This is a genomic window from Azohydromonas aeria (genome assembly GCF_009760915.1).
GTDB lineage: Bacteria > Pseudomonadota > Gammaproteobacteria > Burkholderiales > Burkholderiaceae_C > Azohydromonas > Azohydromonas aeria.
This window is the reverse complement of the sequence record NZ_VIDQ01000032.1, coordinates 44976-69280: the sequence shown is the minus strand read 5'-3', so window position 1 is coordinate 69280 and position 24305 is coordinate 44976. Positions and strand designations below refer to the sequence as shown.

Here is a 24305-nt window from a genome sequence, read left to right as displayed (position 1 = left end):
CCTGGTAACTGCTGTGCTGACTGACCGGCCCGGCTCAAGCGGCCGCCGCCGCGGTCCTGGCGGGCTGCGGCTTCGCCGGCGCGTGGTGCCTCAAACCCTTGGCGCGCTCATAGGGCGGAGGGTAATGCGTGCTGGCGCCCAGTTCCTCCGCGGCACGCCACACCCAGCGCGGATCGGCCAGGAACGCGCGCGCCAGCGCCACCAGGTCCGCATGCCCGTCGGCGACGATCTCGTGCGCCTGCCGCGGCTCGGAGATGGCGCCGACCGCACGCGTCGTGATGCCGGTGCGGCGCCGGATGGCGGAAGCAAAGGGCACCTGGAATCCCGGGGCGAACGGGATGCGCGTGCCGGCGTCCACGCTGCCGCTGCTGACGCACACGTAATTCGCGCCCAGCGCCTTGAGCTTGCGCGTGAAGTCCACCGCGTGCTCCAGGTCCAGCCCCCCCGGGGTCCATTCGCTGGCCGTGATGCGGGCGCCGAAGGCCACGTGATCCGGCAGCGCGGCCTTGACGCTGGCGGCCACCTGCAGCGGCCAGTGCTGGCGGGCCTCGACGCTGCCGCCGAACTCGTCCTCGCGCCGGTTGGACAGCGGCGAGAGGAACTGGTGCAGCAGGTAGCCATGGGCGCAGTGCAGCTCGACCACGTCGAAGCCCAGGCGCACCGCCGCGCGGGCCGCGGCCACGTAGGCCGCCTCGATCACGTCGAGCTGCGCGTGCGTCAGCGCCGACGGCGCGGCGCAATGGCCGAAGGGCAGGGATGAGGGCGCAACCGTTGGCCAGGGCAGGCCCTCGGCGTCGGGGTCGGCTTCGGACAGGTGGGCGCCGCCCCGCCAGGGCACCCGCGTCGAGGCCTTGCGCCCGGCATGGCCGAGCTGGATGCCGTACCTGGTGCCCGGTGCCTCGAAGCTGCGTGCGAACTCCATGGCCCGACCAAGCGCCGCCTCCGTTTCGGGCGAGTACAGCCCCAGGCAGCCGTGGGTGATCCGGCCGCGCGGCTCCACGGCGGTGGATTCGAGCATCACCAGCCCGGCGCCGGACATGGCGAGCTGCGACAGGTGCTGCAGATGCCAGTTGCCGGCCATGCCGTGCTGCGCGATGTACTGGCACATGGGCGAGACCACGATCCGGTTGGGAAGCTCGACGGGGCCAAGGGCGTGGGGCGAAAAGAGAGCGCTCATGGTCGGTTCCAGTCAGGTGAAGGGGAAGATCAGTTCAGGGTGCGGGCGAGGTCGGGCAGGCCGAACAGCCGGGCCGCGTTGCCGCCCAGGATGAGCTGCCGCTGCGCGGCCGGCAGGCCGGCGACGGCGGCCACGAGCCCCGCGGGATCGTCGTCGCCCATGTCGTAGGGATAGTCGGAGCCGAGCAGCACGTGGTCGGCGCCGTACTGCTCCACCAGCCGGCCGAGCAGCGTGGGGTCGAACACCACGGTGTCGAAGTACATCCGGCGCAGGAAGGTGCTCGGCGCCTCGTCGATCGCGGCGCGGCAGTCGGGCCGCGCGCGCCAGGCATGGTCCATGCGGGCCCAGTAGTGCGCGAGGTAGCCGCCGCCGTGCGCGAGCAGGAACTTCACGCGCGGGAAGCGCGCGACGAACCCGTCGAAGATCAGGTGGCTGGCCGCCACGGTCGTGTCCAGCGGATTGCCGATGACGTTGTTGAAGTAGTGCTCCGTCAGCCGCTGCGCGTGCGTGAAGCCCACGGGGTGCAGAAACACCACCGCCTCCAGCTCGTCGGCCAGCGCGAAGAAGCGCTCCAGCCCCAGGCGCGGGTCCGTCAGGTTCAGCCCGTTGACGTTGGTGCCGATCTCCACGCCGCGCAGGCCCAGCCGGGTCACGGCGTATTCGAGCTCGCGCATCGCGAGCTTGCAGTCCTGCAGCGGCACCGTGCCCAGCGCCGCGAAGCGCGCGGGCGTCGCGCCCACCAGCGCCTGCAGGCCCTCGTTCACTTCCCGCGCCAGGGCGCTGCCCTTGGCCGGGTCGGCGAAGTAGTAGTACTGGAACGGGGCCGGGCTGACGACCTGCACGTCGATGCCCATGCGGTCCATGTCCGCGAGGCGGCGCGGAATGTCGCTGAGCTGCGCGGCCCGCTCCGCCATCTGCCGGGTGTTGGTGGCGCGGGTGAGCTCGCTGGCGAAGATGGTGCTCGGGTCGTGGCGCGCCGGCTCCAGCGCCGCCGCCTTGGCCGCGACGGCGGTATTGAGGTAGTGGCAATGCACGTCGATGGTCGGGCCGCCCGCCGGCGCCGCGGCCTCGTCCCCGCCGCGCGGCCCCGGCGCCGAAGAGGCGTTCCGTGCCGCGGTCCGGCCGGTGGCGGACGCCGCCGTCACGGGCAGCACGCCATGGTGGCGGTGGCGAGGATCGCGGCAGTTCGGAGAGCAGGTGAAGAGCATGGCCGTGGCCTTTCCTCGGTTCGAAAGTGGGTGTCCACGCAACGCACGGGCGCGGCGGCGTGCAGCCGGCGGCCCGGCCTACTGGAGCTTGAGCGAGGCGTCCTGGATCACCTTGCCCCAGGTGCGGTAGTCGGTGGCGATCAGGTCCTGCAGCTCCCTGGGCGAGCCGGGCTTGGCGAGGAAGCCGTTGGTGTTGAGCCGCTCCTGGAACGCCGGCGTCTGCACGACGCGGGCCAGGGCCTCGGCCATGCGCTGCACCGAGGCCTGCGGGGCCTTGGCGGACGCGAACAGCCCGACCCAGCTCGTGCACTCGTAGCCGGGAACGGCCTCGGGCAACAGGGGCACGCTGGGCGGAAAGATGGCCGGGCGGTACTTCGTGCTCGCGCCCAGGGCGTGGAGCTTGCCGCTCTTGAGGAACGGCGCGGCCGTCGCATAGGGCTCCCAGGAAGAATCGACCTGGCTGCCGACCACGTTGGTGATACTGCCGGTGGTGTAGGGCACGTGCACCAGCTTGACCTTGGCATGGGCCACCAGCATCTCGCCGCACAGGTGCGGTCCGCTGCCGGTGCCCAGCGAGGCAAAGGAGATCGTGCCCGGCTGGGCCCGGGCGGCGGCCAGGTACTGGTCCAGGTTCTTGAACGGCGACGTCGGCGGCGCCACCAGCACGTAGCCGCCGATGCCCACCAGCCCCACCGGCGCGAAGTCCTTCAGCGGGTCGTAGCTGATGTTGCGGTACAGGTGCGGGTTGATGACCACGGTGTTGTGCGTGGTCAGCATGAACGTCGTTGCGGGCGCCGTCGTGCGGGCCAGCTCGGCGCCGCCGATCATGCCCGCGGCACCGGGCCTGTTCTCGACGATGAGCTGCTGGTTGAGCACGCCGCGCAGCTCCTGCGCGATGTCGCGCGCAATCACGTCCAGCGGCGTCCCGGGGCCGAAGGGCACCAGGATGCGCAGGCCGTTGCGGCCGTCCTGGTCGGTTTGCGCGGCGGCACCGGCTGCCAGCGATGCGCCGAGCACGCACAGCGTCAGCAGGCGGACGGCAGGTCGAGCGGACAACGTGAACATGGCTCTGTCTCCATCAGGCGTCGTTGTGGGAATGAACGCTTCGGGGCGCGTGCGGGGGCGCTAGTTCAGGCGGGCGTCGGACTGGGCGGCATCGAACCAGTCGAAGGCGGCATTGCCCATGTTGACCATGACGGCCTTGGTGTCGAAGTAGCCGTCGAAGGCCTCCTGGCCGAACTCGCGGCCGATGCCCGAGAGCTTCACGCCGCCCCAGGGCGACGCCGCGTCCACGCGGTGGTGGTCGTTGACCCAGACGATGCCGGCCTGCAGGTCCCGCGCGACACGGTGCGCGCGGGCGACGTCGCGGGTGCGCACGGCCGCGGCCAGCCCGTACTCGGAGCCGTTGGCGATGGCCAGCGCTTCCTCCTCGGTGTCGAACGGGATGACGACGGTGAAGGGGCCGAACACCTCCTCCCGCGCCACGCGCATGTCGGGCCGCACGTCGGCGAACACCGTGGGGCGCACGTAGAAGCCGCCGGAGCTGCGCAGCTCCTCGGGCACGAGGCCGCCGGCCACGAGGCTGGCCCCTTCGGACACGCCGATGCGCACGTAGTCGAGCACGCGCTGGCGCTGGCGCTGCGAGATGACGGGGCCCATCTGCGTGCGCGGGTCGAAGGGATCGCCGACCACCAGCGAGTCGGCCTTGCGCGCCAGCTTGGAGACGAACTCGTCGTAGACGCGCCGGTGCACGATGTGCCGTGCCGCGCAGACGCAGGTCTGCCCGGCGCCGACGAAGGCGCCGAAGGCGGCGTAGTTCACGGCCTGGTCCACGTCGTAGTCGTCGAAGACGATGACCGGCGTCTTGCCGCCGAGCTCCAGCGTCTGGCGGGCGAAGTTGCGCGCCGCGGCGGCACCGGCGCTGCGGCCGGCTTCCGTGCCGCCGGTGAGCACCAGCTTGTTGATGTCGGGATGTTCGGACAGCGCCTTGCCGGCCGCCGCGCCCAGGCCCGTGACGACGTTGAAGACGCCCGGCGGCAGCCCGGCCTCCGCGAACAGCTTCGCCAGCGCCAGGGTGGTCAGCGGCGTCAGCTCGGAGGGCTTGACCACCGTCGTGCAGCCCGAGGCGAAGGTCGGCGCCAGGTTGCGGCACGCAATGAGCAGCGGATGGTTGAAGGGCGCGATGTTGGCCACGACCCCCACCGGCGTGCGGTTCGTGAAGGCGTGGTAGTCGCCCTCGACCGGGATGACGCCGTCGCGCCGCGCCATCGCCAGCGCGGCGTTGTAGCGGAACAGGTCCGGCACGCGCGCCAGTTGCGCGCGCGTCTCCCGCAGCGGCCGCCCGTTGTTGAGCGTCTCCAGCTGGTAGAGCGACTCCAGGTTCGCCTCCATCACGTCGGCAAGCTTGTTGACGAGCCGGGCCCGGGTGCGGACGGACATGCCGCGCCACTCCGGCGCCTCGAAGGCGCGACGGGCGCTCGCCACGGCCTCGTCCACGTCGCCCGCATCCGCGTCCGCCACGTGGGCGATGACCTGGCCGGTGGCCGGCGCCACGACGGGCATGGTCGCCCCCGCGCGTGCCGGGCGGAAGGCGCCGCCGATGAAGAGGCCGTGCGTGGACACGTCCTGGGAAGATGAACCTGTCGTGGCGGGGAGGTCGGACATGGTGGTGTCTCCGTGGTGATCGGTTGAGGGACCTGCGGCGGCGTGGACTGCGCACGGTGCCCGCCCATGGCGAATGCCAATGATGGGCGCCGCCTTTGTTTATCGTTCGATAACTTTGGTGCCCGTCTTGCGGTTTGTCAATCGATAAATTGATCGAGGAAAACCCGAATTGGCCACGGTGCACGCGCTGGCCGGGCGGCTGCCGGCATATCCCTGCTCGGCGCAGGCGGACTTGCGGTTCGAGGATGCGGCGCCTACTATTTATCTGTCGATCACTTAACAGACACCAGGAGACTTCGATGCCGATTGCCAAGCTGGCCCACTTCTCGGTGCGCACCGCCTCCATCGAGGCATCGCGCCGCTTCTACACGGAGATCCTCGGCTTCAAGGAGGGGTACCGGCCGCCCTTCGAGTTCCCGGGGCTGTGGCTCTACCGCGGCGGCGACGAGGCCGACTTCGGTGTGGTCCACATCATCGGCGTCGATGAAAGCGATCCGCAGGCACTGGCGCAGTACCTGGGCGACAAGGCAGGCGCATCGCTGCACGGCAGCGCGGCGGTGGACCACGTGGCCTTCCTGGCCACCGAGCTGCTCCCGATGCGTGCGCGGCTCGACGCTGCGGCGCTGCCGTACCGGGAGCGCACCGTTCCCAGCCTGGGCCTGCACCAGCTGTTCGTGGAGGACCCCTCCGGCATCACGATCGAGCTGAACTTCCCCGCCGCGGAGGCCCTGGCCCTGCGCGAAGGCCGGCACTGAACCCACCTTGACACCACAGGAGACAAGCATGGCAAGGCAACGCAAGGCAATGGTTATCGGCGGCTCGCTCGGAGGGCTGTTCGCAGCCAACCTGCTGCACCGCGCAGGCTGGGACGTGGAGGTGTACGAGCGCGTGGCCGAGGAGCTCGAAGGGCGCGGCGCCGGCATCGTCACGCACCAGGAGCTGATGGATGCGCTGGCAACGGCCGGCGTGACCGTGGACGACACCATCGGCGTGGCCGTGAAGGAGCGGGTCACGCTGGCCAGCGACGGCAGCGTCGCCGGGCGCCGCGACATGCCGCAGGTGCTCACCGCGTGGAGCCGCCTGTACCACGTGCTCAAGGTGGCGTTTCCGCGCGAGCGCTACCACAACGGCTTCCAGCTCGAGTCGCTGGCGCAGGACGAGCAGGGCGTCACGGCCTGCTTCAAGGACGGCCGCCGCGAGCGCGCCGACCTGCTGGTGGCGGCCGACGGCATTCGCTCCACGGTGCGGCAGATGCTGCTGCCGCAGGCGCGGCCCGAGTACGCGGGCTACGTCGCCTGGCGCGGCCTGGTCGAGGAGTCGGCCTTGAGCGAGCGCACGCTCAGGGAGCTGTTCCCGTACTTCGCCTTCGGCCTGCCGCCGCAGGAGCAGATGATCGCCTACCCGGTCGCCGGCAAGGACAACGCCTTCGAGCCCGGCAGGCGCCGCTTCAATTTCGTCTGGTACCGGCCGGCCGCGCAGGCCACGACGCTGCGCGACATGGTCACCGACCCTTCGGGCAAGGTCTGGCTGGACGGCATCCCGCCCCCGCTGATCCGGCCCGAGGTGCTCGACGACGCGCGCCGCGCGGCACGGCAGGTGCTCGCGCCGCAGTTCGCGGAGGTGGTGCAGAAGACGGAGAACCTCTTCTTCCAGCCCATCTTCGACCTGGAGAGCTCCCGGCTGGCCTTCGGCCGCGTCGCGCTGCTGGGCGATGCCGCCTTCGTGGCACGGCCCCACTGCGGCATGGGCGTGACCAAGGCCGCCAGCGACGCGCTGGCGCTCACCCAGGCCCTGGGCGCTGGTGCCGACGTGGCGGCCGCACTGCAGCGCTACAGCGACGAGCGCACGCCGGTCGGCGCGGCCATCGTGCAGCACGCCCGGCACCTCGGCGCCTACATGCAGGCGCAACTGCGCGACGAAGGCGAGCGGCAGATGGCCGAGCGCTACCGCACGCCGGAAGCCGTGATGCGGGAAACCGCCGTCGCACGCGCCTTTGTCTGAACCGCCAGCCCCCACGGCGGCAGGCCGCCGCCAACGACCGCCACCAGGAGACACCTCATGCAACACACCGCCGCCCTGTCAACGGCATGGCCCCGGGCCGTGGCCGACACCACGCCTGACGAGCTCGGGCGTGACCCGCGCTTCCAGGCGCTGCTGGGCAGCCGCCGCCGATTCATCTGGGCACTGACGGCCCTGATGCTGGGCGTCTACTTCGGCTACATCCTCACGCTGGCCTACCGGCCCGACCTGCTGGGCGCGCGCCTCGTTGCCTCGCAGCCCATGACCGTGGGCATCCCGATCGGATTCGGCATGTTCGCCTTCACCTTCGGCCTCGTCGCGGTCTACGTGCACCGGGCCAACGCGGTGTACGACGCCATGATCGAGGCGCTGCGCCAGGGAGAAGCTCAATGAAGCCTGCCGTCCTCGCGCTCCTGGCGCCGCTCGCTTCGCCGCTGCCCGCGCTGGCGGCCGGCTCCGCGGTCGGACAAGGCCTGAACCTCACGGCCATCGGCATGTTCGCCGTGTTCGTGCTGGCCACGCTGGTCATCACCCGCTGGGCGGCGCGCCGCAACAACAGCGTGGAGGACCACTACGCCGCCGGCGGCAAGATTACCGCGATGCAGAACGGCTGGGCGATCGCCGGCGACTACATGTCGGCGGCCTCGCTGCTGGGCATCTCGGCGCTGGTCTTCACCAGTGGCTACGACGGGCTGATCTACTCGATCGGCTTCCTCGCCAGCTGGCCCATCATCCTGTTCCTCATCGCCGAGCCGCTGCGCAACCTGGGCCGCTACACGCTGGCCGACGTGGTCTCCTACCGGCTGCAGCGCAAGCCCATCCGCACCTTCTCGGCATCGAGCTCGATCGTGATCGTGCTGCTCTACCTGGTGTCGCAGATGGTGGGCGCGGGCAAGCTGGTGGAGCTGCTCTTCGGCCTGAGCTACACCACGGCCGTGGTGCTGGTGGGCCTGCTGATGATGGTGTACGTCTTCTTCGGCGGCATGCTGGCGACGACGTGGATCCAGATCATCAAGGCCGGGCTGCTGCTCACGGGTGCCGCGTTCATGGCGTTCATGGTGATGCAGCGCTTCGGCTTCAGCCTCAACGCGCTGTTCACCCAGGCGGTGCAGACGCACCAGTTGGGCGACGCCATCATGCGCCCGGGCGGCCTGGTGTCCGACCCGGTGTCGGCGGTGTCGCTGGGCATGGCGCTGATCTTCGGCACCGCGGGCCTGCCGCACATCCTCATGCGCTTCTTCACCGTGGGCAACGTCCAGGCCGCGCGCAAGAGCATCCTGTACGCCACGGGCATCGTGGGCCTGAGCTACGCGCTGATCATCGTCATCGGCTTCGGCACCATCGCGCTGGTCGCCAGCGATCCGCTCTACCAGGGCAGCCAGGGCGGGATCATCGGCGGCGTCAACATGGTCGCGGTGCACCTGGCCCATGCGGTGGGCGGCAACCTCTTCCTCGGCTTCATTTGCGCCGTGGCCTTCTCCACCATCCTTGCCGTCGTGGCCGGGCTGACGCTGGCCGGTTCCTCGGCCGTGTCGCACGACCTCTACGTCAACGTTCTGCGCCGGGGCACGGCGACCGAGCGCGAGGAGCTGTGGGTGTCCCGGGCCGCGACGGTGGGGCTGGGCGTGCTGGCGATCGTCCTGGGCATCCTGTTCGAGCACCAGACCATCGCCTTCATCGTGAGCCTGACCTTCTCGATCGCGGCAAGCTCCAACTTCCCGGTCCTGCTGCTGTCCATCTACTGGCGCGGACTGACCACGCGCGGGGCCGTGATCGGCGGCAGCCTCGGGCTGGCCAGCGCCGTGGCGCTGACGGTCCTGAGCCCCACGGTCTGGGTCAAGGTGCTCGGCCACGCGACGCCGGTCTATCCCTACGAGTACCCGGCGCTGTTCTCGATGCTCATCGCCTTCGCCGGCATCTGGCTGTTCTCGGTGACGGACAGGTCGCAGCGTGCCCGCAACGAGCAGCGGGCCTATGCCGGGCAGCTCGTGGTCAGCGAGCTGGGCCTGAAGGCCGCGGCGGCTGCGCGCACCGCCTGAGCCGCGCAGCCGACGACGCCCCCGGGAGCCTTCGACGTCCCGGGGGCGTTGCGCTTCGCGGGAACCTGCGGGTTCCCAGCTGGGCCCCGGGTCTCATGGGCCAGGCATTGGGCCTACAATTTATCAACTGACCGTTAATGGCCGGCTTCGAGATCGCTCGTGCCGGCGGCGGTGTCAGGGATCCAGTGGAGACCGAGATGGACGCAAAGACGGCTCAGGGCGCCCGGCCCAGGCAACGCCTGCAGCCCGAAGAGCGCGAGCAGCAGATCGTCGCCAAGGCGATCGAGCATTTCACGCGCTACGGCTTCTCCGGCAGCACGCGGGAGCTGGCAAAGGAGCTGGGGGTGACGCAGCCCTTGCTCTACCGCTACTTCGAGAGCAAGGAAGCGCTGATCGACCGGGTCTACAGCGAGGTGTTCAAGTGGCGGCGCGAGTGGGAGAAGCTCATCGCCGACCGCAGCGTGGGACTGACAGAGCGGCTCCATGCCTTCTACCTGGACTACGCATCGGTCATCCTGCGCGAGGAATGGATCCGGATCTTCATCTTCTCGGGCCTCACGCGCGAGGGCATCAACATCAAGTACCTGGACAAGCTGCGCAGCAAGATCTTCCTGCCGGTACTGGCAGAGGTACGGGCCGAGTTCAACATCGACGAGCCCCGCAGCGAGGCGGAACAGGAAGCCGAGATCGAGATGATCTGGGGCCTGCACGCGGCCATCTTCTACCTGGGTGTGCGCAAGTGGGTGTACGGCCTGCCGGTGCCGGAAGATCTTCGCGCCGCCATCGAGCCGAAGGTGGACATGTTCCTGCACGGCGCACCGGCGGCCATGCGCAAGCTGCGCCAGGCCCGGGCTGCAGTACAACCCGTCGCAGCCAAGTCGGCAGGCCGCAAGAAGGTCCGCTACGCAACCTGATCCGGTCGGCCGTGGGAAAGCTGAGGATCGGGCATGCAATGCGATGGCCCATTTCCATCCACACGGTCCATCCACACGGCTGAGCACGTTTGAGGAGCTGGATCAGCTGGGCAGCATGGCGTCGCTGTGCTCCGGGCGCGCGCATCGGGCGCCGGTAGGCCTGGACGTGAGCGCGGTGCGCACCTGAAGCCCAGGCCCGAGCGAACCTGGCGTGGGGAGAAGCTGCCGCGATCGCGGAGACAGCGCCCAAAATCGTTTCTCAGATCGTTTCACGCTGCCTTTCATCTGGCCTGCCGCCACGCCAGAATCACAGCGGAAGAATCGTTTCCGAGATCGTTTCATGCCCTCGCCCCGGATCCTCATTGACCTGCTGCGCCGGCAGCACCGCCTGGCTTCGTCCCAAGTCCTCACCAGCCTGGCCGTCAGCCGGCCGACGCTCATGCGCATGGTCAAGGCGGCCGGCTCCGAGGTGCTGACCATGGGCCGTGCCCGCCGTACCGCGTACGCAGCGCGCCGTCCACTGCGCGGCAGCAACGCCCCGCTGCCCGTCTACCGCATCGATCGGCACGCTGCCGTGGAAGAAGCCGGGCAATTGCATCTGGCGTATCCCGACGGCTGTGTCCTGGAATATGGCGCTCCGTTCGAATGGCCTCTGGACGACGACATGCGCGACGGCTGGTTCGAGGGAATTCCATACCCCATGCAGGATCTGCGGCCGGAAGGATTCCTGGGCCGGGCCTTCGCCCGCGAGCATGCGAAGGTTTTGCGTGTCAACGAAGATCCACGTACCTGGACCGACGACGATGCCTTGTACGCGCTGTCGCTGCTGGGCGCCGATCAGTCAGGCAATTTCATCGTCGGGGAAGAAGCCTGCAGGCTGTGGCTGCGACGGATCCAGCAGCCGCCTCGAATGGTGACCGATGCCGATCTCGAAAATGCCTACCCGGCGTTGGCACTGCAGGCCATGGAGCACGGCATGCCGGATTCTTCCGCCGGCGGCGAGTTTCCAAAATTTACCGCGGTGCGCGATTTTGATGGCACGCCAGCCCATGTCATTGTCAAATTCTCGGGTTCGGATGACTCGCCGGGCACCGTGCGCTGGGCCGACCTCCTGGTATGCGAGCACCTGGCGTCAAGGTGCATTTCCCTGCTGCCCGGACTCGATGCGGCTCGCACCAGCGTTCACCGTGCCGGCCATCGGACTTTCCTGGAAGTGATCCGTTTCGATCGCCATGGCGCCCACGGCCGATCGGCACTGTGTTCGTGGGCCGCGTTCAACAACGCCTGGTTTGGCCTTGCGGGCCGCCCCTGGCCCGAGAGCACGCATCGTCTTTTCAAACTCGGACTCATCGACAAGGAAACCAGCGACGGTATTGCGCGCTTGTGGCATTTTGGCCAACTCATCGCGAATACCGACATGCATGATGGCAATTTGTCATTCATGCCCGGCGGTCCTGGGCTGCGCCTGGCGCCTTCTTACGACATGCTGCCAATGCTGTATGCGCCACAGCGCGGTGTCGAATTGCCGGAGAAGAATTTCAGGCCGCAATTGCCCTTGCCGGGAGAGCGCGAGTTCTGGCAGCAGGCCGCCGCGGCGGCCGTGGAATTCTGGAATGGGGCCAGTGGCGACGGTCGCATCAGTGCCGGCTTTCGACGCATCTGCGAGCGCAACGCGCAGGCCGTGCTCGATGTTCAGTCCCATTCTTCGGCATGAGCAGCCGCTGAAAATGGAGCCCGATGCCGGCGCGTGTGCCGGCCGCGTCATGCGACGAGTTTGTCGAATTATTCAGATCGACCGGGATGTTGAATTGTTTTCCCGCGAATGCTCTGAATCAGCGGCGAGCCCACGCGCCACCCGCAGTAAGGCCTGTACCGCGGGTGCCGGCTCGCGCAGGCGGTAGGCCATCACGAGCCGGACCTCGTCGTCGAAGCCCTCGACGCGGCGGAACACCAGGCCGCCGGGCGCGAAGTTCTTCAGCGATCGCGGCGCCAGCACGATGCCGTAGCCTGCGCAGGCCATGCTCGCCGCGGTGACGAAGTCGTTGACCGCGCAAGCCGGCTCAATCGCGTAGCCGCCCAGCGCGCCGAGCCGCCGCAGGTTGTCGCCGAATCCGGCCGTCTCGTTGAACTGCGGGACGATGAAGGTTTCGTTCTTCAGGTCTTGTGCGCGCAAGCTCGGTCGGGCGGCCAGCGGGTGCTCGGCCGCCATCGCGATCTCCAGCGGTTCCGAGCGCAGCAGTTCGGCCGCGACACCCTCGGGGTACTGGGGACGCGGCCGCATCAGGCCGACGTCGAGAAGACCGTCGGCCAGCGACTCGATCTGCCGCGGCGTCTCCATGGGCACGATCCGCATGCGCACGCCTGCGTGGGCCTGGCGGAAGGCCTTGAGCGTGTCGGTCAGCAGCCCGGAGGTCAGCGCCGAGGCCACGTAGCCCAGCCGCACCTCGCCGGCGTCCCCGCGCGCGGCCAGCCGCCCCACGTGCTCGGCGCGCTGCAGTTGCGCCCAGGCCGCGCCGGCCTCGGCCAGGAACAGCTGCCCGGCATCGGTCAGCGTGACCGCGGCACGCTTGCGGCGGTTGAGCAGCCGCACGCCCAGCTCGGCCTCCAGGCGCTGGACCTGCGCGCTCAGCGCTGACTGCGCCACGCCCAGCCGGTCCGCCGCGCGGCCGAAGTGAAGGTCCTCGGCCACGGCCAGGAAACAGCGGAGTTGGCGGCTTTCAAGCATCCGGCTTTGATCGCGAAGTCAGTTCAAAAAATGATAGTCCGCTGGTTTATCCGGTCAAAGCCAGGCGGTCTAATGTCGGACCGGCACCGGCAGCGCCGGCAGCATTCGCAGCGACGACACACCGACTCCAGGAGACCGCCATGGCCACGCCCCGACAGAAACCCGTCTACCAATGGGAAGACCCGCTGCTGCTGGACAGCCAGCTGACGCCCGACGAGCGGGCGGTGCGCGACGCGGCCCGCGCCTATGCGCAGGGGCGGTTGCGGCCCCGCGTCGTCGAGGCCTTCCGCCATGAGCGCACCGATGCGGCCATCTTTCGCGAGATGGGCGAAATCGGCCTGCTGGGCCCGACGATTCCTGAAACCTACGGCGGCGCCGGGCTCAACTACGTGAGCTACGGCCTGATCGCGCGCGAGGTCGAGCGCATCGACTCGGGCTACCGCTCGATGATGAGCGTGCAAAGCTCACTGGTGATGGTGCCGATCAACGAGTTCGGCACCGAGGCGCAGAAGCAGAAGTACCTGCCCAGGCTGGCCACGGGCGAGTGGATCGGCTGCTTCGGCCTGACCGAGCCCAACCACGGCTCCGACCCGGGCGGCATGGTCACGCGCGCGAAGAAGGTGGCCGGCGGCTTCAGCCTGAGCGGCTCGAAGATGTGGATCACCAACTCGCCGATCGCCGACGTGTTCGTGGTCTGGGCCAAGGACGACGCGGGCGAGATCCGCGGCTTCGTGCTGGAGAAGGGTTTCAAGGGCCTGAGCGCCCCGGCCATCCACGGCAAGGTGGGCCTGCGCGCTTCCATCACCGGCGAGATCGTGATGGACGAGGTGTTCTGCCCCGAGGAGAACGCATTTCCGGAGGTGCGCGGCCTCAAGGGCCCGTTCACCTGCCTCAACAGCGCCCGCTACGGCATCGCCTGGGGCGCTTTAGGTGCCGCCGAGGACTGCTTCGCCACCGCGCGCCAGTACACGCTCGACCGCAAGCAGTTCGGCCGGCCGCTGGCGGCCAACCAACTGGTGCAGAAGAAGCTCGCCGACATGCAGACCGAGATCGTGCTGGGGCTGCAGGGTTGCCTGCGCCTGGGGCGCATGAAGGAGGAGGGCACCGCGCCGGTGGAGCTGACCTCGATCATGAAGCGCAACTCCTGCGGCAAGGCGCTGGAGATCGCGCGCCTGGCGCGCGACATGCTCGGCGGCAACGGCATCAGCGACGAGTTCGGCGTGGCGCGCCACCTGGTGAACCTGGAGGTGGTCAACACCTACGAGGGCACGCACGACGTGCATGCGCTGATCCTGGGCCGGGCCATCACGGGGCTGTCGGCCTTCAATTGAGCCGGTACGGCGGCACGCAGCCGTGGGCATCCGCGGCTGCCCGTGCCATTCGGTTCGCACTGGCCAGTGAAGCATCCCGTTCGCCCTGAGGTATCGAAGGGTGGACGGCCCGCACCGTGTGCGGACATCCGAGCCTGACGGATTCGGCCTTCGATACCTCGGTCCGAACGGATCGTTTCACGAGCAAGCAACACCCGAGATCAATCCCCGTCCGGAATGACCGCCGTGGCCTCGATCTCGACCTTGGCGCGGTCCTCGATCAGCGCCTTCACTTCCACCGCCGTCATCGCTGCGTTGTAGGCGCCGATGATCTCGCGGTACGCCGCGCCGACCTCGCGCGCGGCCGCCAGGTACTCGCGCTTGTCGGTGACGTACCAGGTCATGCGCACGATGTGCTCCGGCTTCGCGCCGGCCTCGCGCAGCACCGCCGCCACGTTGAGCAGCGCCTGGCGCACCTGCGTGGCGAAGTCGTCGCTGTGGAAGACGCCATCGCCGTCCCAGCCGATCATGCCGGCAATGAAGACCTGCGTGCCGCGCACCTTGACGCCGTTGGCATAGCCCTTGGGACGCGGCCAGCCCGGGGGGAGAAGCACTTGCATGGTCAATCCATCCTCAGCGGTTCGTTGAGAGGCACCCGGGGCAGGGCGCTCACTGCGGTTGCGGTTGCGGTTGCGGTTGCGGCTGTGCCTGCTGCCTGAGCAGCTCGCGCGCGATGATGAGCAGCTGCACCTCGCTGGCGCCCTCGTAGATGCGCAGCGCGCGGATCTCGCGGTAGAGCCGCTCCACCGGCTGCTCGCTGACCACGCCCAGGCCGCCGTGCAGCTGCAGCGCGGCGTCGATGACCTGCTGAGCGCCCTCGGTGGCGGAGAGCTTGGCCATGGCGGCTTCCTTGGTGACAGTGCGGCCCTGGTCGCGCAGCCAGGCGGCGCGGTACGTCAGCAGCGCGGCGCCGTCGATGGTCAATGCCATCTGGGCGAGCCTGGCCTGCGTGAGCTGGAAGTCCGCCAGGGCCTGGCCGAACATGCGCCGCCCCGTCGCGCGCGCCAGCGCCTCGTCCAGCGCCCGGCGCGCGAAGCCCAGCGCGGCGGCCGCCACGGAAGTGCGGAACACGTCGAGCGTGCGCATGGCCAGCTTGAAGCCCTCGCCCGGCGTGCCCAGGCGATGCGCGAGCGGCACGCGGCAGCCCTCGAAGCGCAGCCGCGCCAGTGGATGCGGCGCGATCACGTCGATGCGCTCGGCAACGTGCAGCCCCGGCGTGCCGGCCTCGACCACGAAGGCCGAGATGCCGCGCGCGCCAGGCGCCTCGCCGCTGCGCACGAACACCACGTAGAAGTCGGCAATGCCGCCGTTGGAGATCCATGTCTTCTCGCCGTCGAGCACCGCCGTGTCGCCCTCGATGCGCGCGGCGCAACGCATGGCGGCCACGTCGGACCCGGCCTCGGGCTCGGACAGCGCGAAGGCGGCAATCGCCTCGCCGCGCGCCACTGCCGGCAGCCAGCGCCGGCGCTGCCCGGCGCTGCCGGCCAGGCTGATGGCGCCGGAGCCCAGGCCCTGCATGGCAAAGGCGAAGTCGGCCAGGCCCTCGTGGCGCGCCAGCGTTTCGCGGATCAGGCAGACAGCGCGGGTGTCGATCACGTCGGTGCTGCCGCCCACGTCGCGCCCGGCCACGGCGTAAGTGAGCCAGCCGTCGCGGCCCAGCGCCGCCACCAGCTCGCGGCAGCGGGCATCGACGTCGGCGCCGTGCGCGCCGCCGGCATGCGCCGCGGCCCAGGCGTCGAGCTCGGCAGCCAGGCGGCGATGGCGCTCCTCGAAGAAAGGCCAGTCGAGGAAGGAAACGTCGGCCATCTCAGTTGCCCTCGAAGCGCGGCTTGCGCTTGTCCACGAACGCTTCGTAGGCGCGCCGGAAGTCCTGCGTGAGCATGCACAGCGCCTGGGCCTGCGCCTCGGCCTCGATGGCGGTTTCCACCGACATGGCCCATTCCTGCTGCAGCATGGTCTTGGTGATGCCGTTGGCAAAGGCCGGCCCCTCGGCCAGCTCGCGCGCCAGCGCCTGCGCCTCTCCCAGCAGTGCTTCCGGCGCGCACAGCCGGTTGAAGAAGCCCCAGCGCTCGCCCTCCTCGCCGCCCAGCGATCGCCCGGTGTAGAGCAGCTCGCTGGCGCGGCCCTGGCCGACGAGGCGCGGCAGCAGCGCGCAGGCGCCCATGTCGCAGCCGGCGAGCCCGACGCGGTTGAAGAGGAAGGCCGTCTTGCTGCGCGCGGTGCCAAGGCGCAGGTCCGAGGCCATGGCCAGGATCGCGCCGGCGCCGGCGCACACGCCGTCCACCGCCGCCACGATCGGCTGCGGGCAGCCGCGCATGGCCTTGACCAGCTCGCCCGTCATGCGCGTGAACATCAGCAGCTCGGGCGCAGCCAGCCGCACCAGCGGCCCGATGATGTCGTGCACGTCGCCGCCGGAGCAGAAGTTGCCACCCGCGCCGGCGAGCACCACCGCGCGCACGTCGTCGGCGTGGCGCAGCGCGAAGAACAGGTCGCGCAGCTCGGCGTAGGACTCGAAGGTCAGCGGGTTCTTGCGCTCGGAGCGGTCCAGCGTCACGGTGGCGACGCCCGCGTCGTCCACCTGCCAGCCGAAGTGCGTGGCGCGGTAGCCTGCGGCGGGCCGGCGGTTGCCGGCCGCCAGGCGCGGGTCGAGCCGCGCTGCCATGAAGTCTTGCGGTTGCTCGCTCATCTCAGTTCGCCTCCTCGCTGCCCCGGCTGCGCAGCAGGTGCACGCGCAACGCGCCGAGCTGGGTGTAGAGCTGTTTCGTCGCCCGCTCGTCCAGGCCGGCAAACAGTTCCAGGATCCAGGCCTCGTGCTCCCGCGCCATGGCCTCGAACGCGGCCTGCCCCTTGGGCGTCAGCTTCAGGATCCACGCGCGCCGGTCCTCGGCGCTGGCCTGGCGCAGCACCAGCCCCTCGCGCTCCAGCTCGTCGGTCAGCCCGGTGACGTTGCCGCCGGTGACCATCAGGCAGCGCGACAGCTCCTTCATGCGCATGCCGTCGGGCATGCGGTGCAGCTGCGCCATGTAGTCGAAGCGCGCCAGCGAGATGCCGAAGCGCTCGCGCAGCCGGCGCTTGATCTCGTCCTCGATCTGCGTGGTGCAGGCCAGCATGCGCAGCCAGAGCTTCAGCTGGGCATGGTCGTCGTTGGCCGCGCGCGCCTCGTGGCCGAGCTCGTCGGCCTCGACCAGCAGCGCGCGGTTGCGGTCCGCTTTCATCGCATGATCTCCCCGCCGCACACGGCGATGGCCTGGCCCGTGATGGACGCCGCCCCCGCGCCGCACAGCCAGCGCACGCTGTCGGCCACTTCCTCGGGCTGCACCAGGCGGCCCTGCGGATTGGCGGCGGCAAACTGCGCGCGCGCCTCGGCCTCGCTGCGGCCGGTCTTGGCCACCACGTTGCCGATGCTCTGGTGCAGCAGCCCGGTCTCGGTGTAGCCCGGACACACGGCGTTCACGGTAACGCCCGTCTTCGCCACCTCCAGCGCCAGCGCGCGCGTCAGGCCGACGACGCCATGCTTGGCCGCGCAATAGGCGCTGACGTAGGCGTAGCCCGCCAGCCCCGCCGTGCTGGCGACGTTGACGATGCGGCCCCAGCCGGCTGTGAACATGTCCGGCAGCGCGGCCTGGCTGCACAGCAGCGTGCCGGTGAGGTTCACCGCCAGCATGCGCTGCCACAGCTCGGCCGAGGTGCGCAGGAAGGGGGCGCTCTGCGCCTGCCCGGCGTTGTTGACCAGGATGGCGACGGGCCCGAAGCGCTCGCGCGCCTCGGCAAAGGCGCGCTCCACCTGCGCCGCCTCGGCCACGTCGGCGGCCACGGCGTGGAAGCGCTCTGGGTCAGCCGCCGCAATCTCCTGCAGCGGCGCCAGGCGCCGCCCAAGCAGCGTCACGCGCGCGCCCTCGGCGGCCAGCACGCGTGCCACCGCCGCGCCGATGCCCTGGCCGCCGCCGGTGACCAGGGCATGGCGTCCGGCCAGGCTGCCTGGCGTCGTGCCGGCCGTCATGCCGGCTCCCGCGGCGCGGCGGCCGCCTGCGCGGCCTGCGCGGCGCGCTCGCGCTGGAAGTTGGCTTCCATCTGCGACTTGCCGGAGCGGTATTGCCGGGGCCAGGCCACCTCGGTGAAGCCGATCCTGGCGGCCTCGGTCAGCGTCCAGGCCGGGTTCGCCAGGTGCGGCCGCGCCACGGCGCACAGGTCGGCGCGGCCGGCGGCGATGATGCTGTTGACGTGGTCGGCCTCGGAGATCGCGCCCACGGCGATGGTGGCAATGCCGGCCTCGTTGCGGATGCGGTCGGCAAACGGCGTCTGGTACATGCGCCCGTACACCGGCTTCTGCTGCGGGCTGACCTGGCCGGAGGAGCAGTCCACCATGTCGGCGCCGGCGTCCTTGAACGCCTGGGCGATGGCCACCGCGTCCGTCGGCGTGATGCCGCCCTCGACCCAGTCGTGCGCCGAGATGCGCACCGACATCGGCAGATCTTTCGGCCAGGCCGCGCGCACCGAGGCGAACACCTCCAGCGGGAAGCGCAGCCGGTTCTCCAGCGCGCCGCCGTACTCGTCCGTGCGGCGGTTGGTCAGCGGCGAGATGAAGGCCGAGAGCAGGTAGCCGTGGGCGCAGTGCAGCTCCAGCCAGTCGAAGCCGGCCGCGGCGGCGCGATGCGTGGCGGCCACGAAATCGTCGCGCACGCGCGCCATGTCCCCGGCCGTCATGGCGCGCGGCACGTCGCTCAAGCCGGCGCGGTAAGGCAGGGCGGAGGCCGAGAGCAGCGGCCAGCCGCCCGCGGGCAGCGGCACGTCGTCGCCGTCGGCCTCCCACGGGATGCAGGTGGAACCCTTGGGACCGGCGTGGCCAAGCTGCACGCCGATGCGGGCGTCGGTGCCGGCGTGCACGAAATCGACGATGCGCTTCCAGGCGTCGCGCTGCGCGTCGTTCCACAGTCCCGGGCAGCCGGGCGTGATGCGCGCGTCGGGCGAGGTACAGGTCATCTCCGCCATGACCAGGGCCGCGCCGCCCATGGCGCGCGCGCCCAGGTGCATGAGGTGGAAGTCGCCGGGCATGCCGTCCACGCACGAGTACTGCGCCATGGGCGAGACCACGACGCGGTTCTTGAGCGTCACGCCGCGCACGCTCCATGGCGTGAACATCGGCGGCACCGCCGGGGCGTCTTCGGGCCTTTGCAGCCCGGCGCGCGCGGCGAACCAGCGCTCGTAGCCCTCCAGCCAGGCCTTGTCGCGCAGGCGCAGGTTCTCGTGGCTGATGCGCTGGCTGCGCGTGAGCATCGAGTACATGAACTGCTCGGCCTCCAGCTGGTCGCAGTAGCGTTCGCCGCAGACCTCGAACCACTCCATCGCGTTCCAGGCCGCGTTCTGCAGCCGCAGCGTCTCGACGCGGCGCGCTTCCTGGTAGGTGCCGAGCACCTGCTCGATGCGCTCCGGGCTGTCGCCATGCAGCTCGAACTGGCGGGTCAGCTCGATGGCGTCCTCGATGGCCAGCTTGGTGCCCGAGCCGATGGCGAAGTGCGCGGTATGCACCGCGTCGCCCATGAGCACGACGTGGCTGCGGTGCCGGTTCTTGAGCCACCACTGCGCGCAGGCCACGCGCTGGAAGTTCAGCCAGGCCGAGCCGCGCAGGTGGCGCGCGTTGGTCATCAGCGCCTCGCCCTGCAGGTTGTCGGCAAAGAGCTCTTCACAGAAGCGCACCGACTGCGCCTGGTCCATCCGGTCGAGGCCATGGGCCTTCCACACGGCCTCCGGGCACTCGACGATGAAGGTCGAGGTGTCGGCGTCGAACTGGTAGATGTGCGCCTGGAACCAGCCGTGCCCGGTGCGCACGAAGTCGAAGGTAAAGGCGTCGTAGCGCCTGTTCGTGCCCAGCCAGATGTAGCGGTTGGGGCGCGTGACGATGTCGGGCTTGAAGACCTCGGCGTACTTCGTGCGGATCTTCGAGTTGATGCCATCGCTGGCGATGACGAGGTCGGCGTCCGGGAAATCGTCGTCGGACTCCACGTCGCGCTCGAACACCAGCTTCACGCCCAGCTGCTCGCAGCGCAACTGCAGGATGTTGAGGAGCTTCTTGCGCCCGATGCCCACGAAGCCGTGGCCGCCGGAGCGGATCACGCGGCCCTTGAAGCGCAGCTCGATGTCGTCCCAGTGGTTGAAGGCCCGCTCGATTTCCGCAGCCGTCTGCGGGTCCCAGCGGCGCATGTTCTCCATCGTCGCGTCGGAGAAGACCACGCCCCAGCCGAAAGTGTCGTAGGGACGGTTGCGCTCGACCACGGTCACGTCATGCGCCGCGTTGCGCTGCTTCATCAGCAGCGCGAAGTACAGGCCCGCCGGGCCGCCGCCGATGCACACGATCTTCATGGACGCTTCCTCCTGGTGGCGCGGGACTCCGCGCGACACCGCGCGACGCCGCCGCTCTACGGACCGGCACGAATCGAATTTAGTTTAGGACTGAAGTATCAGCCCGGCAACCGGGTGTTGTCCCTGCCGTCCGCGGGCACCCGATTGCTTTACAACTGAACTATTCAATCCTAATCTTTGTCGGGTAGTGGGCCGGGAGGGACCGGCCTTGTCGGCATGACGCTTCGAGGAAAGGCCGCGATGACCCTGACCGCCCACATCGACACCTTTGCCCGCGACCGACTGCCGCCGCGCGAGCAGTGGCCGGAGCTGCTGTTCGAGCTGCCGGAGCTGCAGTTCCCCGAGCGGCTGAACTGCGCCGCCGCGCTGCTGGATCGCCACGTGGCCGAAGGCCGCGGCGCGCGGCCCTGCCTGCGCACGCCCGACGGCACGGTGTGGAGCTACGCGGACTTGCAGGAAAGGGCCGACCGCATCGCGCACGTGCTGGTGCGCGACATGGGCCTGGTGCCGGGCAACCGCGTGCTGCTGCGCGCGCCCAACATGCCGATGCTGGTGGCCTGCTGGTTCGCGGTGATGAAGGCCGGCGGCATCGCCGTGGCCACCATGCCGCTGCTGCGCGCCAGGGAGCTGGGCCAGATCGCGCAGAAGGCGCAGGTCACGCATGCGCTGTGCGACGCGCGCCTGGCCAGCGAGCTTGAAGAAGCCGCCGCCGCGCTGCCCGCGCCGCTGCTGCGGCAACGCCTGTTCTTCGGGGAGGGCGCCACCGGCGCTTCGAGCCTGGAAACGGCGATGGCGCGCCACGACGCGCCGTTCGACAACGTCGATACCGCCGCCGAGGACGTGTGCATGCTGGCCTTCACCAGCGGCACCACGGGCGTGCCCAAGGCCACCATGCATTTCCATCGCGACGTGATGGCCGCGTGCGCCTGCTTCCCGCCGCACGTGCTGCGCGCCGGTGCCGACGACGTCTTCACCGGCAGCCCGCCGCTGGCCTTCACCTTCGGCCTGGGCGCGCTGGTGCTGTTCCCGCTGAGCATCGGCGCCTCGGTGCTTCTGCTGGAGAAGGCGGCGCCGACGCAGCTGGTCGACGCCATCGCCGCCGGCGGCGCCACGGTGCTGTTCACCGCGCCCACCTCGTACCGCGCCATGGCGGCGCTTGCGCACGAGCGCCGCATCTCCCGGGCGCACGGCGGCACGCTGCGCAAGTGCGTCTCGGCCGGCGAGGTGCTGCCGGCGGCCACGCGCGCGGCTTGGAAGGAGGCCACCGGCATCGAGATCATCGACGGCATCGGCTCGACCGAGCTGCTGCACATCTTCGTGTCCGCCGACGAGGGGCATGCGCGCCCTGGCGCCACCGGCACCGCCGTGCCGGGCTACCGCGCCTGCGTGGTGGACGAGGCGCTGCGCCCGCTGCCGCCGGGCTCCATCGGCCGTTTGGCGGTCAAGGGCCCCACGGGCTGCCGCTACCTCGACGACGCGCGCCAGGCGCAGTACGTGCAGGGCGGCTGGAACATCACCGGCGACGCCTACCTGCTCGACGACGACGGCTACCTCCACTACCAGTCCCGCACCGACGACATGATCGTCTCGGCCGGCTACAACATCGGCGCGCCGGAAGTGGAGGAGGCGCTGCTGCAGCACCCCGCGGTGGCCGAGTGCGGCGTCATCGGCGTGCCCGACGCCGACCGCGGCCAGATCGTCACGGCCTTCGTCGTCCTGGCCGCGGGCCATACCCCGAGCGACGACTTGCGGCGCGCGCTGCAGGAGCATGTCAAGCAGGCGATCGCGCCCTACAAGTACCCGCGCGCCATCCACTTCCTGGAGCGGCTGCCGCGCACCGAAACCGGCAAGCTGCAACGCTTCCAGTTGCGCCGGATGCACGGTGGCGCGTGACGGTGAACCCAGCGCGCGGCCCGCTGGCAACGGAGTGCCCGGTGCCGCCGCAACCTCCCTGCGCTATCTGCTAGAATTGATTTCTTCGGTCGCGCCGCCCTGCGGCAGGGCCTGCAAAAGTGCTACGCACGGTTGCAGCCTTCTTGACCTGAAGCCGGCGTCCAGCCGGCACCACGCGCCTGTGGCGAAATTGGTAGACGCGCTGTCTTGAGGGGGCAGTGAGGAAACTCGTGCCAGTTCGAGTCTGGCCAGGCGCACCACACATGGCAGGCTTGCCCGATCGACGGCAAGCCCGCGCAAGCACTCTCCCACTGCACCGTCCGGGGCCGATGCGCCCGCAACGGCCCGATCGCCCGGGCCGGTCTTGCTTGCGTCAGCGGTAGCGCGCCAGCCAGTGCGCGTAGGGCGCCGGCAGGGTGGCCCAGGCGGGGTTGTCCACCTTCAGTTCCTTGGCGGCGCGGTAGGGCCAGTGCGGATCGGCCAGCAGCGGCCGCCCAAGCGTCACCAGCTCGACCTTGTCGTCGCGCACCAGCGCGTCGGCCTCGGCCGGCTGCGAGATGTACCAGCTCGTCGTCCCGGGCAGTCCCGTGGCGCGGCGCACCTGCTGCGCGATGCCGCCCATGAAGTTGGGCCCCCACGGGATGTTGGCCTCGGGCGTGTTGAAGCCGATGGACACGTCCACGAAGTCCAGCCCTTCCTGCTTCATGTGCTGCAGCAGCGAGACGGCCTCGTCGAGCATGGCGTCGTCGTGGCCGTCGAACTCGACCACGCCCAGGCGCACCGCCAGCGGCCGGTCCTGGGGCCACACCTTGCGCACCGCCACCAGCGTCTCCAGCAGGAAGCGGGCGCGGTTCGCGGCGCTGCCGCCGTAGGCATCGCTGCGCTGGTTGGAGTGCCGGGAGAAGAAGTTCTGCGCCAGGTAGCCGTGCGCCATGTGCAGCTCCAGCCAGCCGAAACCCAGGTCGCGGGCGCGGATGGCGGCCTGCACCGTGTCCGCCTGGACCCGGGCGATGTCATCCAGCGTCATCTCGCGCGGCACGCGCGGCAGGCCGCCGCCGAAGGCGACGGGCGAGGGCGCGATCGTGGTCCAGGCATTGGGCTGGCCCTCGGCAATGTGGTCGTCGCCCTCCCAGGGCCGGTTCGCCGAGGCCTTGCGGCCGGCGTGGCCGATCTGGATGCCGGGCACCGCGCCCGCGGCCTTGATGGACTCCACGATGGGCCGCAGCGCCTGCGCCTGGTCGTTGTTCCACAGGCCCAGGTCGCCCCAGGTGATGCGCCCTTCCGGCGACACCGCCGTGGCCTCGACCACCACCAGCCCCGCGCCGCCGCGCGCCAGCGACGCGTAGTGGACGCGGTGCCAGTCGTTGGCGACGCCGTCGATGGCCATGTACTGGCACATCGGCGACACGACGATGCGGTTGCGCAGCGTGGCGCCCTTGAGGGCATAAGGTTCGAACAGGTGAGCCATGGGGATAAGCTGCCGGCAACGGCAGTTCTAGTTCGACAATGTTCGAACTATAGCCATCGACCAGGACACGAGGGCCCGTCGGGCGGGCAAGGACGCATGGGACGCAGGGACAAACAGGCGGCGCTTCCGCCGCAGGACGAGGGCGTGGCAGCGGCCCCGATGGAGCTGGCAAAGGTGCTGCAGGCGCTGAGCGACCCGGTGCGGCTGGGCATCGTGGCGCAGCTCTACCGCGAGGGCGAGGCCAGCTGCAGCGCGCTCGATGCCGGGCGGCCCAAGTCCACCATGTCGCACCACTTCCGCGTGCTGCGCGAGGCCGGCCTGGTGCACACGCGCATCGAGGGCGTGACGCACATGAACTCGCTGTGCCTGGAGCGCGTGCGGGCGGCGTTTCCAGGGCTGATCGAGGCGGTCGTCGCGGCGTCGGGCAGGCCGGGCTGAGCATGACTGCGGTGCCGGGCCCGGCTAGTGCAT

21 protein-coding genes and 1 tRNA gene are annotated in these 24305 nt (G+C 70.0%); 10 read left to right on the top strand and 12 right to left on the bottom strand.

The genetic code is table 11. From position 1 onward, the window contains the following. Window positions 1-34 precede the first annotated feature (34 nt). The 4 genes from FJ694_RS18855 to FJ694_RS18840 form a co-directional block, all read right to left on the bottom strand. Window positions 35-1177 (bottom strand): NADH:flavin oxidoreductase/NADH oxidase, encoded by a 1143-nt coding sequence (locus FJ694_RS18855; protein ID WP_157268869.1) that lies wholly within the window; start codon window positions 1175-1177, stop codon window positions 35-37. A 29-nt stretch (window positions 1178-1206) separates the two neighbouring features. Continuing rightward, window positions 1207-2385 (bottom strand): amidohydrolase family protein, encoded by a 1179-nt coding sequence (locus FJ694_RS18850; protein ID WP_157268868.1) that lies wholly within the window; start codon window positions 2383-2385, stop codon window positions 1207-1209. A 78-nt stretch (window positions 2386-2463) separates the two neighbouring features. Next, the gene (locus tag FJ694_RS18845) at window positions 2464-3450 is read right to left on the bottom strand and encodes a Bug family tripartite tricarboxylate transporter substrate binding protein (protein WP_157268867.1); all 987 of its coding nucleotides are present in this window, start codon (window positions 3448-3450) and stop codon (window positions 2464-2466) included. Between the two features lie 60 nt (window positions 3451-3510). Next, complete coding sequence (locus FJ694_RS18840; protein ID WP_157268865.1) at window positions 3511-5049, bottom strand: aldehyde dehydrogenase; 1539 nt, start codon at window positions 5047-5049, stop codon at window positions 3511-3513. 299 nt (window positions 5050-5348) lie between these two features. On the opposite strand from FJ694_RS18840, the gene FJ694_RS18835 reads away from it, so the two are divergent. From FJ694_RS18835 to yjjJ, 6 genes are all read left to right on the top strand, one after another. Beyond that, a complete protein-coding gene (locus FJ694_RS18835) occupies window positions 5349-5804 on the top strand; it encodes a VOC family protein (protein WP_157268863.1) in 456 nt (151 codons plus the stop codon). 28 nt (window positions 5805-5832) lie between these two features. Further along, window positions 5833-7050: an FAD binding domain-containing protein gene (locus tag FJ694_RS18830; protein WP_157268861.1), complete on the top strand. Its 1218-nt coding sequence runs from the start codon at window positions 5833-5835 to the stop codon at window positions 7048-7050. 57 nt (window positions 7051-7107) lie between these two features. Next, window positions 7108-7461, top strand: a complete 354-nt coding sequence (locus FJ694_RS18825) for a DUF485 domain-containing protein (RefSeq protein ID WP_157268859.1) — start codon at window positions 7108-7110, stop codon at window positions 7459-7461. After that, complete coding sequence (locus FJ694_RS18820) at window positions 7458-9107, top strand: cation acetate symporter (RefSeq protein ID WP_157268857.1); 1650 nt, start codon at window positions 7458-7460, stop codon at window positions 9105-9107. Before FJ694_RS18825 ends, FJ694_RS18820 begins: the two co-directional genes overlap by 4 nt. A 197-nt stretch (window positions 9108-9304) precedes the next feature. Continuing rightward, complete coding sequence (locus tag FJ694_RS18815) at window positions 9305-10021, top strand: TetR/AcrR family transcriptional regulator (protein ID WP_157268855.1); 717 nt, start codon at window positions 9305-9307, stop codon at window positions 10019-10021. Between the two features lie 340 nt (window positions 10022-10361). After that, the gene (yjjJ, locus tag FJ694_RS18810) at window positions 10362-11735 is read left to right on the top strand and encodes a type II toxin-antitoxin system HipA family toxin YjjJ (protein ID WP_157268853.1); all 1374 of its coding nucleotides are present in this window, start codon (window positions 10362-10364) and stop codon (window positions 11733-11735) included. 72 nt (window positions 11736-11807) lie between these two features. Here yjjJ and FJ694_RS18805 read toward each other — a convergent pair whose 3' ends face one another. Beyond that, window positions 11808-12746 (bottom strand): LysR family transcriptional regulator, encoded by a 939-nt coding sequence (locus tag FJ694_RS18805; RefSeq protein ID WP_157268851.1) that lies wholly within the window; start codon window positions 12744-12746, stop codon window positions 11808-11810. Window positions 12747-12886: 140 nt separating this feature from the next. On the opposite strand from FJ694_RS18805, the gene FJ694_RS18800 reads away from it, so the two are divergent. Then, window positions 12887-14077, top strand: a complete 1191-nt coding sequence (locus FJ694_RS18800; RefSeq protein WP_157268849.1) for an acyl-CoA dehydrogenase — start codon at window positions 12887-12889, stop codon at window positions 14075-14077. 200 nt (window positions 14078-14277) lie between these two features. On the opposite strand, the gene FJ694_RS18795 is transcribed toward FJ694_RS18800, so the two are convergent. Genes FJ694_RS18795 through FJ694_RS18770 form a run of 6 tightly spaced genes read right to left on the bottom strand, consistent with a single transcriptional unit; the run spans window position 14278 to window position 20473 of the window. Next, window positions 14278-14676 (bottom strand): RidA family protein, encoded by a 399-nt coding sequence (locus tag FJ694_RS18795; protein WP_157268848.1) that lies wholly within the window; start codon window positions 14674-14676, stop codon window positions 14278-14280. 49 nt (window positions 14677-14725) lie between these two features. Further along, window positions 14726-15922 (bottom strand): acyl-CoA dehydrogenase family protein, encoded by a 1197-nt coding sequence (locus tag FJ694_RS18790; RefSeq protein WP_157268846.1) that lies wholly within the window; start codon window positions 15920-15922, stop codon window positions 14726-14728. A 1-nt stretch (window position 15923) separates the two neighbouring features. After that, window positions 15924-16778, bottom strand: a complete 855-nt coding sequence (locus FJ694_RS18785; RefSeq protein WP_157268881.1) for an enoyl-CoA hydratase family protein — start codon at window positions 16776-16778, stop codon at window positions 15924-15926. 25 nt (window positions 16779-16803) lie between these two features. Beyond that, a complete protein-coding gene (locus FJ694_RS18780) occupies window positions 16804-17331 on the bottom strand; it encodes a MarR family winged helix-turn-helix transcriptional regulator (protein WP_157268844.1) in 528 nt (175 codons plus the stop codon). After that, complete coding sequence (locus FJ694_RS18775; protein WP_157268842.1) at window positions 17328-18116, bottom strand: SDR family NAD(P)-dependent oxidoreductase; 789 nt, start codon at window positions 18114-18116, stop codon at window positions 17328-17330. Before FJ694_RS18775 ends, FJ694_RS18780 begins: the two co-directional genes overlap by 4 nt. Then, window positions 18113-20473 (bottom strand): bifunctional salicylyl-CoA 5-hydroxylase/oxidoreductase, encoded by a 2361-nt coding sequence (locus FJ694_RS18770; RefSeq protein WP_157268840.1) that lies wholly within the window; start codon window positions 20471-20473, stop codon window positions 18113-18115. Before FJ694_RS18770 ends, FJ694_RS18775 begins: the two co-directional genes overlap by 4 nt. 240 nt (window positions 20474-20713) lie before the next feature. Between FJ694_RS18770 and FJ694_RS18765 the strand changes: the two genes are divergently transcribed. Both FJ694_RS18765 and FJ694_RS18760 read left to right on the top strand, forming a co-directional pair. Beyond that, on the top strand, window positions 20714-22366 hold the full coding sequence (locus tag FJ694_RS18765) for an AMP-binding protein (protein ID WP_157268838.1): 1653 nt from the start codon (window positions 20714-20716) through the stop codon (window positions 22364-22366). A 175-nt stretch (window positions 22367-22541) separates the two neighbouring features. After that, window positions 22542-22626: transfer RNA gene (locus FJ694_RS18760), tRNA-Leu, on the top strand. A gap of 113 nt (window positions 22627-22739) precedes the next feature. Here FJ694_RS18760 and FJ694_RS18755 read toward each other — a convergent pair. Beyond that, window positions 22740-23834, bottom strand: coding sequence for an NADH:flavin oxidoreductase/NADH oxidase (locus FJ694_RS18755; protein ID WP_157268836.1), 1095 nt, complete (start codon window positions 23832-23834; stop codon window positions 22740-22742). Window positions 23835-23993: 159 nt separating this feature from the next. Between FJ694_RS18755 and FJ694_RS18750 the strand changes: the two genes are divergently transcribed. Further along, complete coding sequence (locus FJ694_RS18750; protein ID WP_157268834.1) at window positions 23994-24272, top strand: ArsR/SmtB family transcription factor; 279 nt, start codon at window positions 23994-23996, stop codon at window positions 24270-24272. The last annotated feature ends 33 nt before the right edge of the window (window positions 24273-24305 follow it).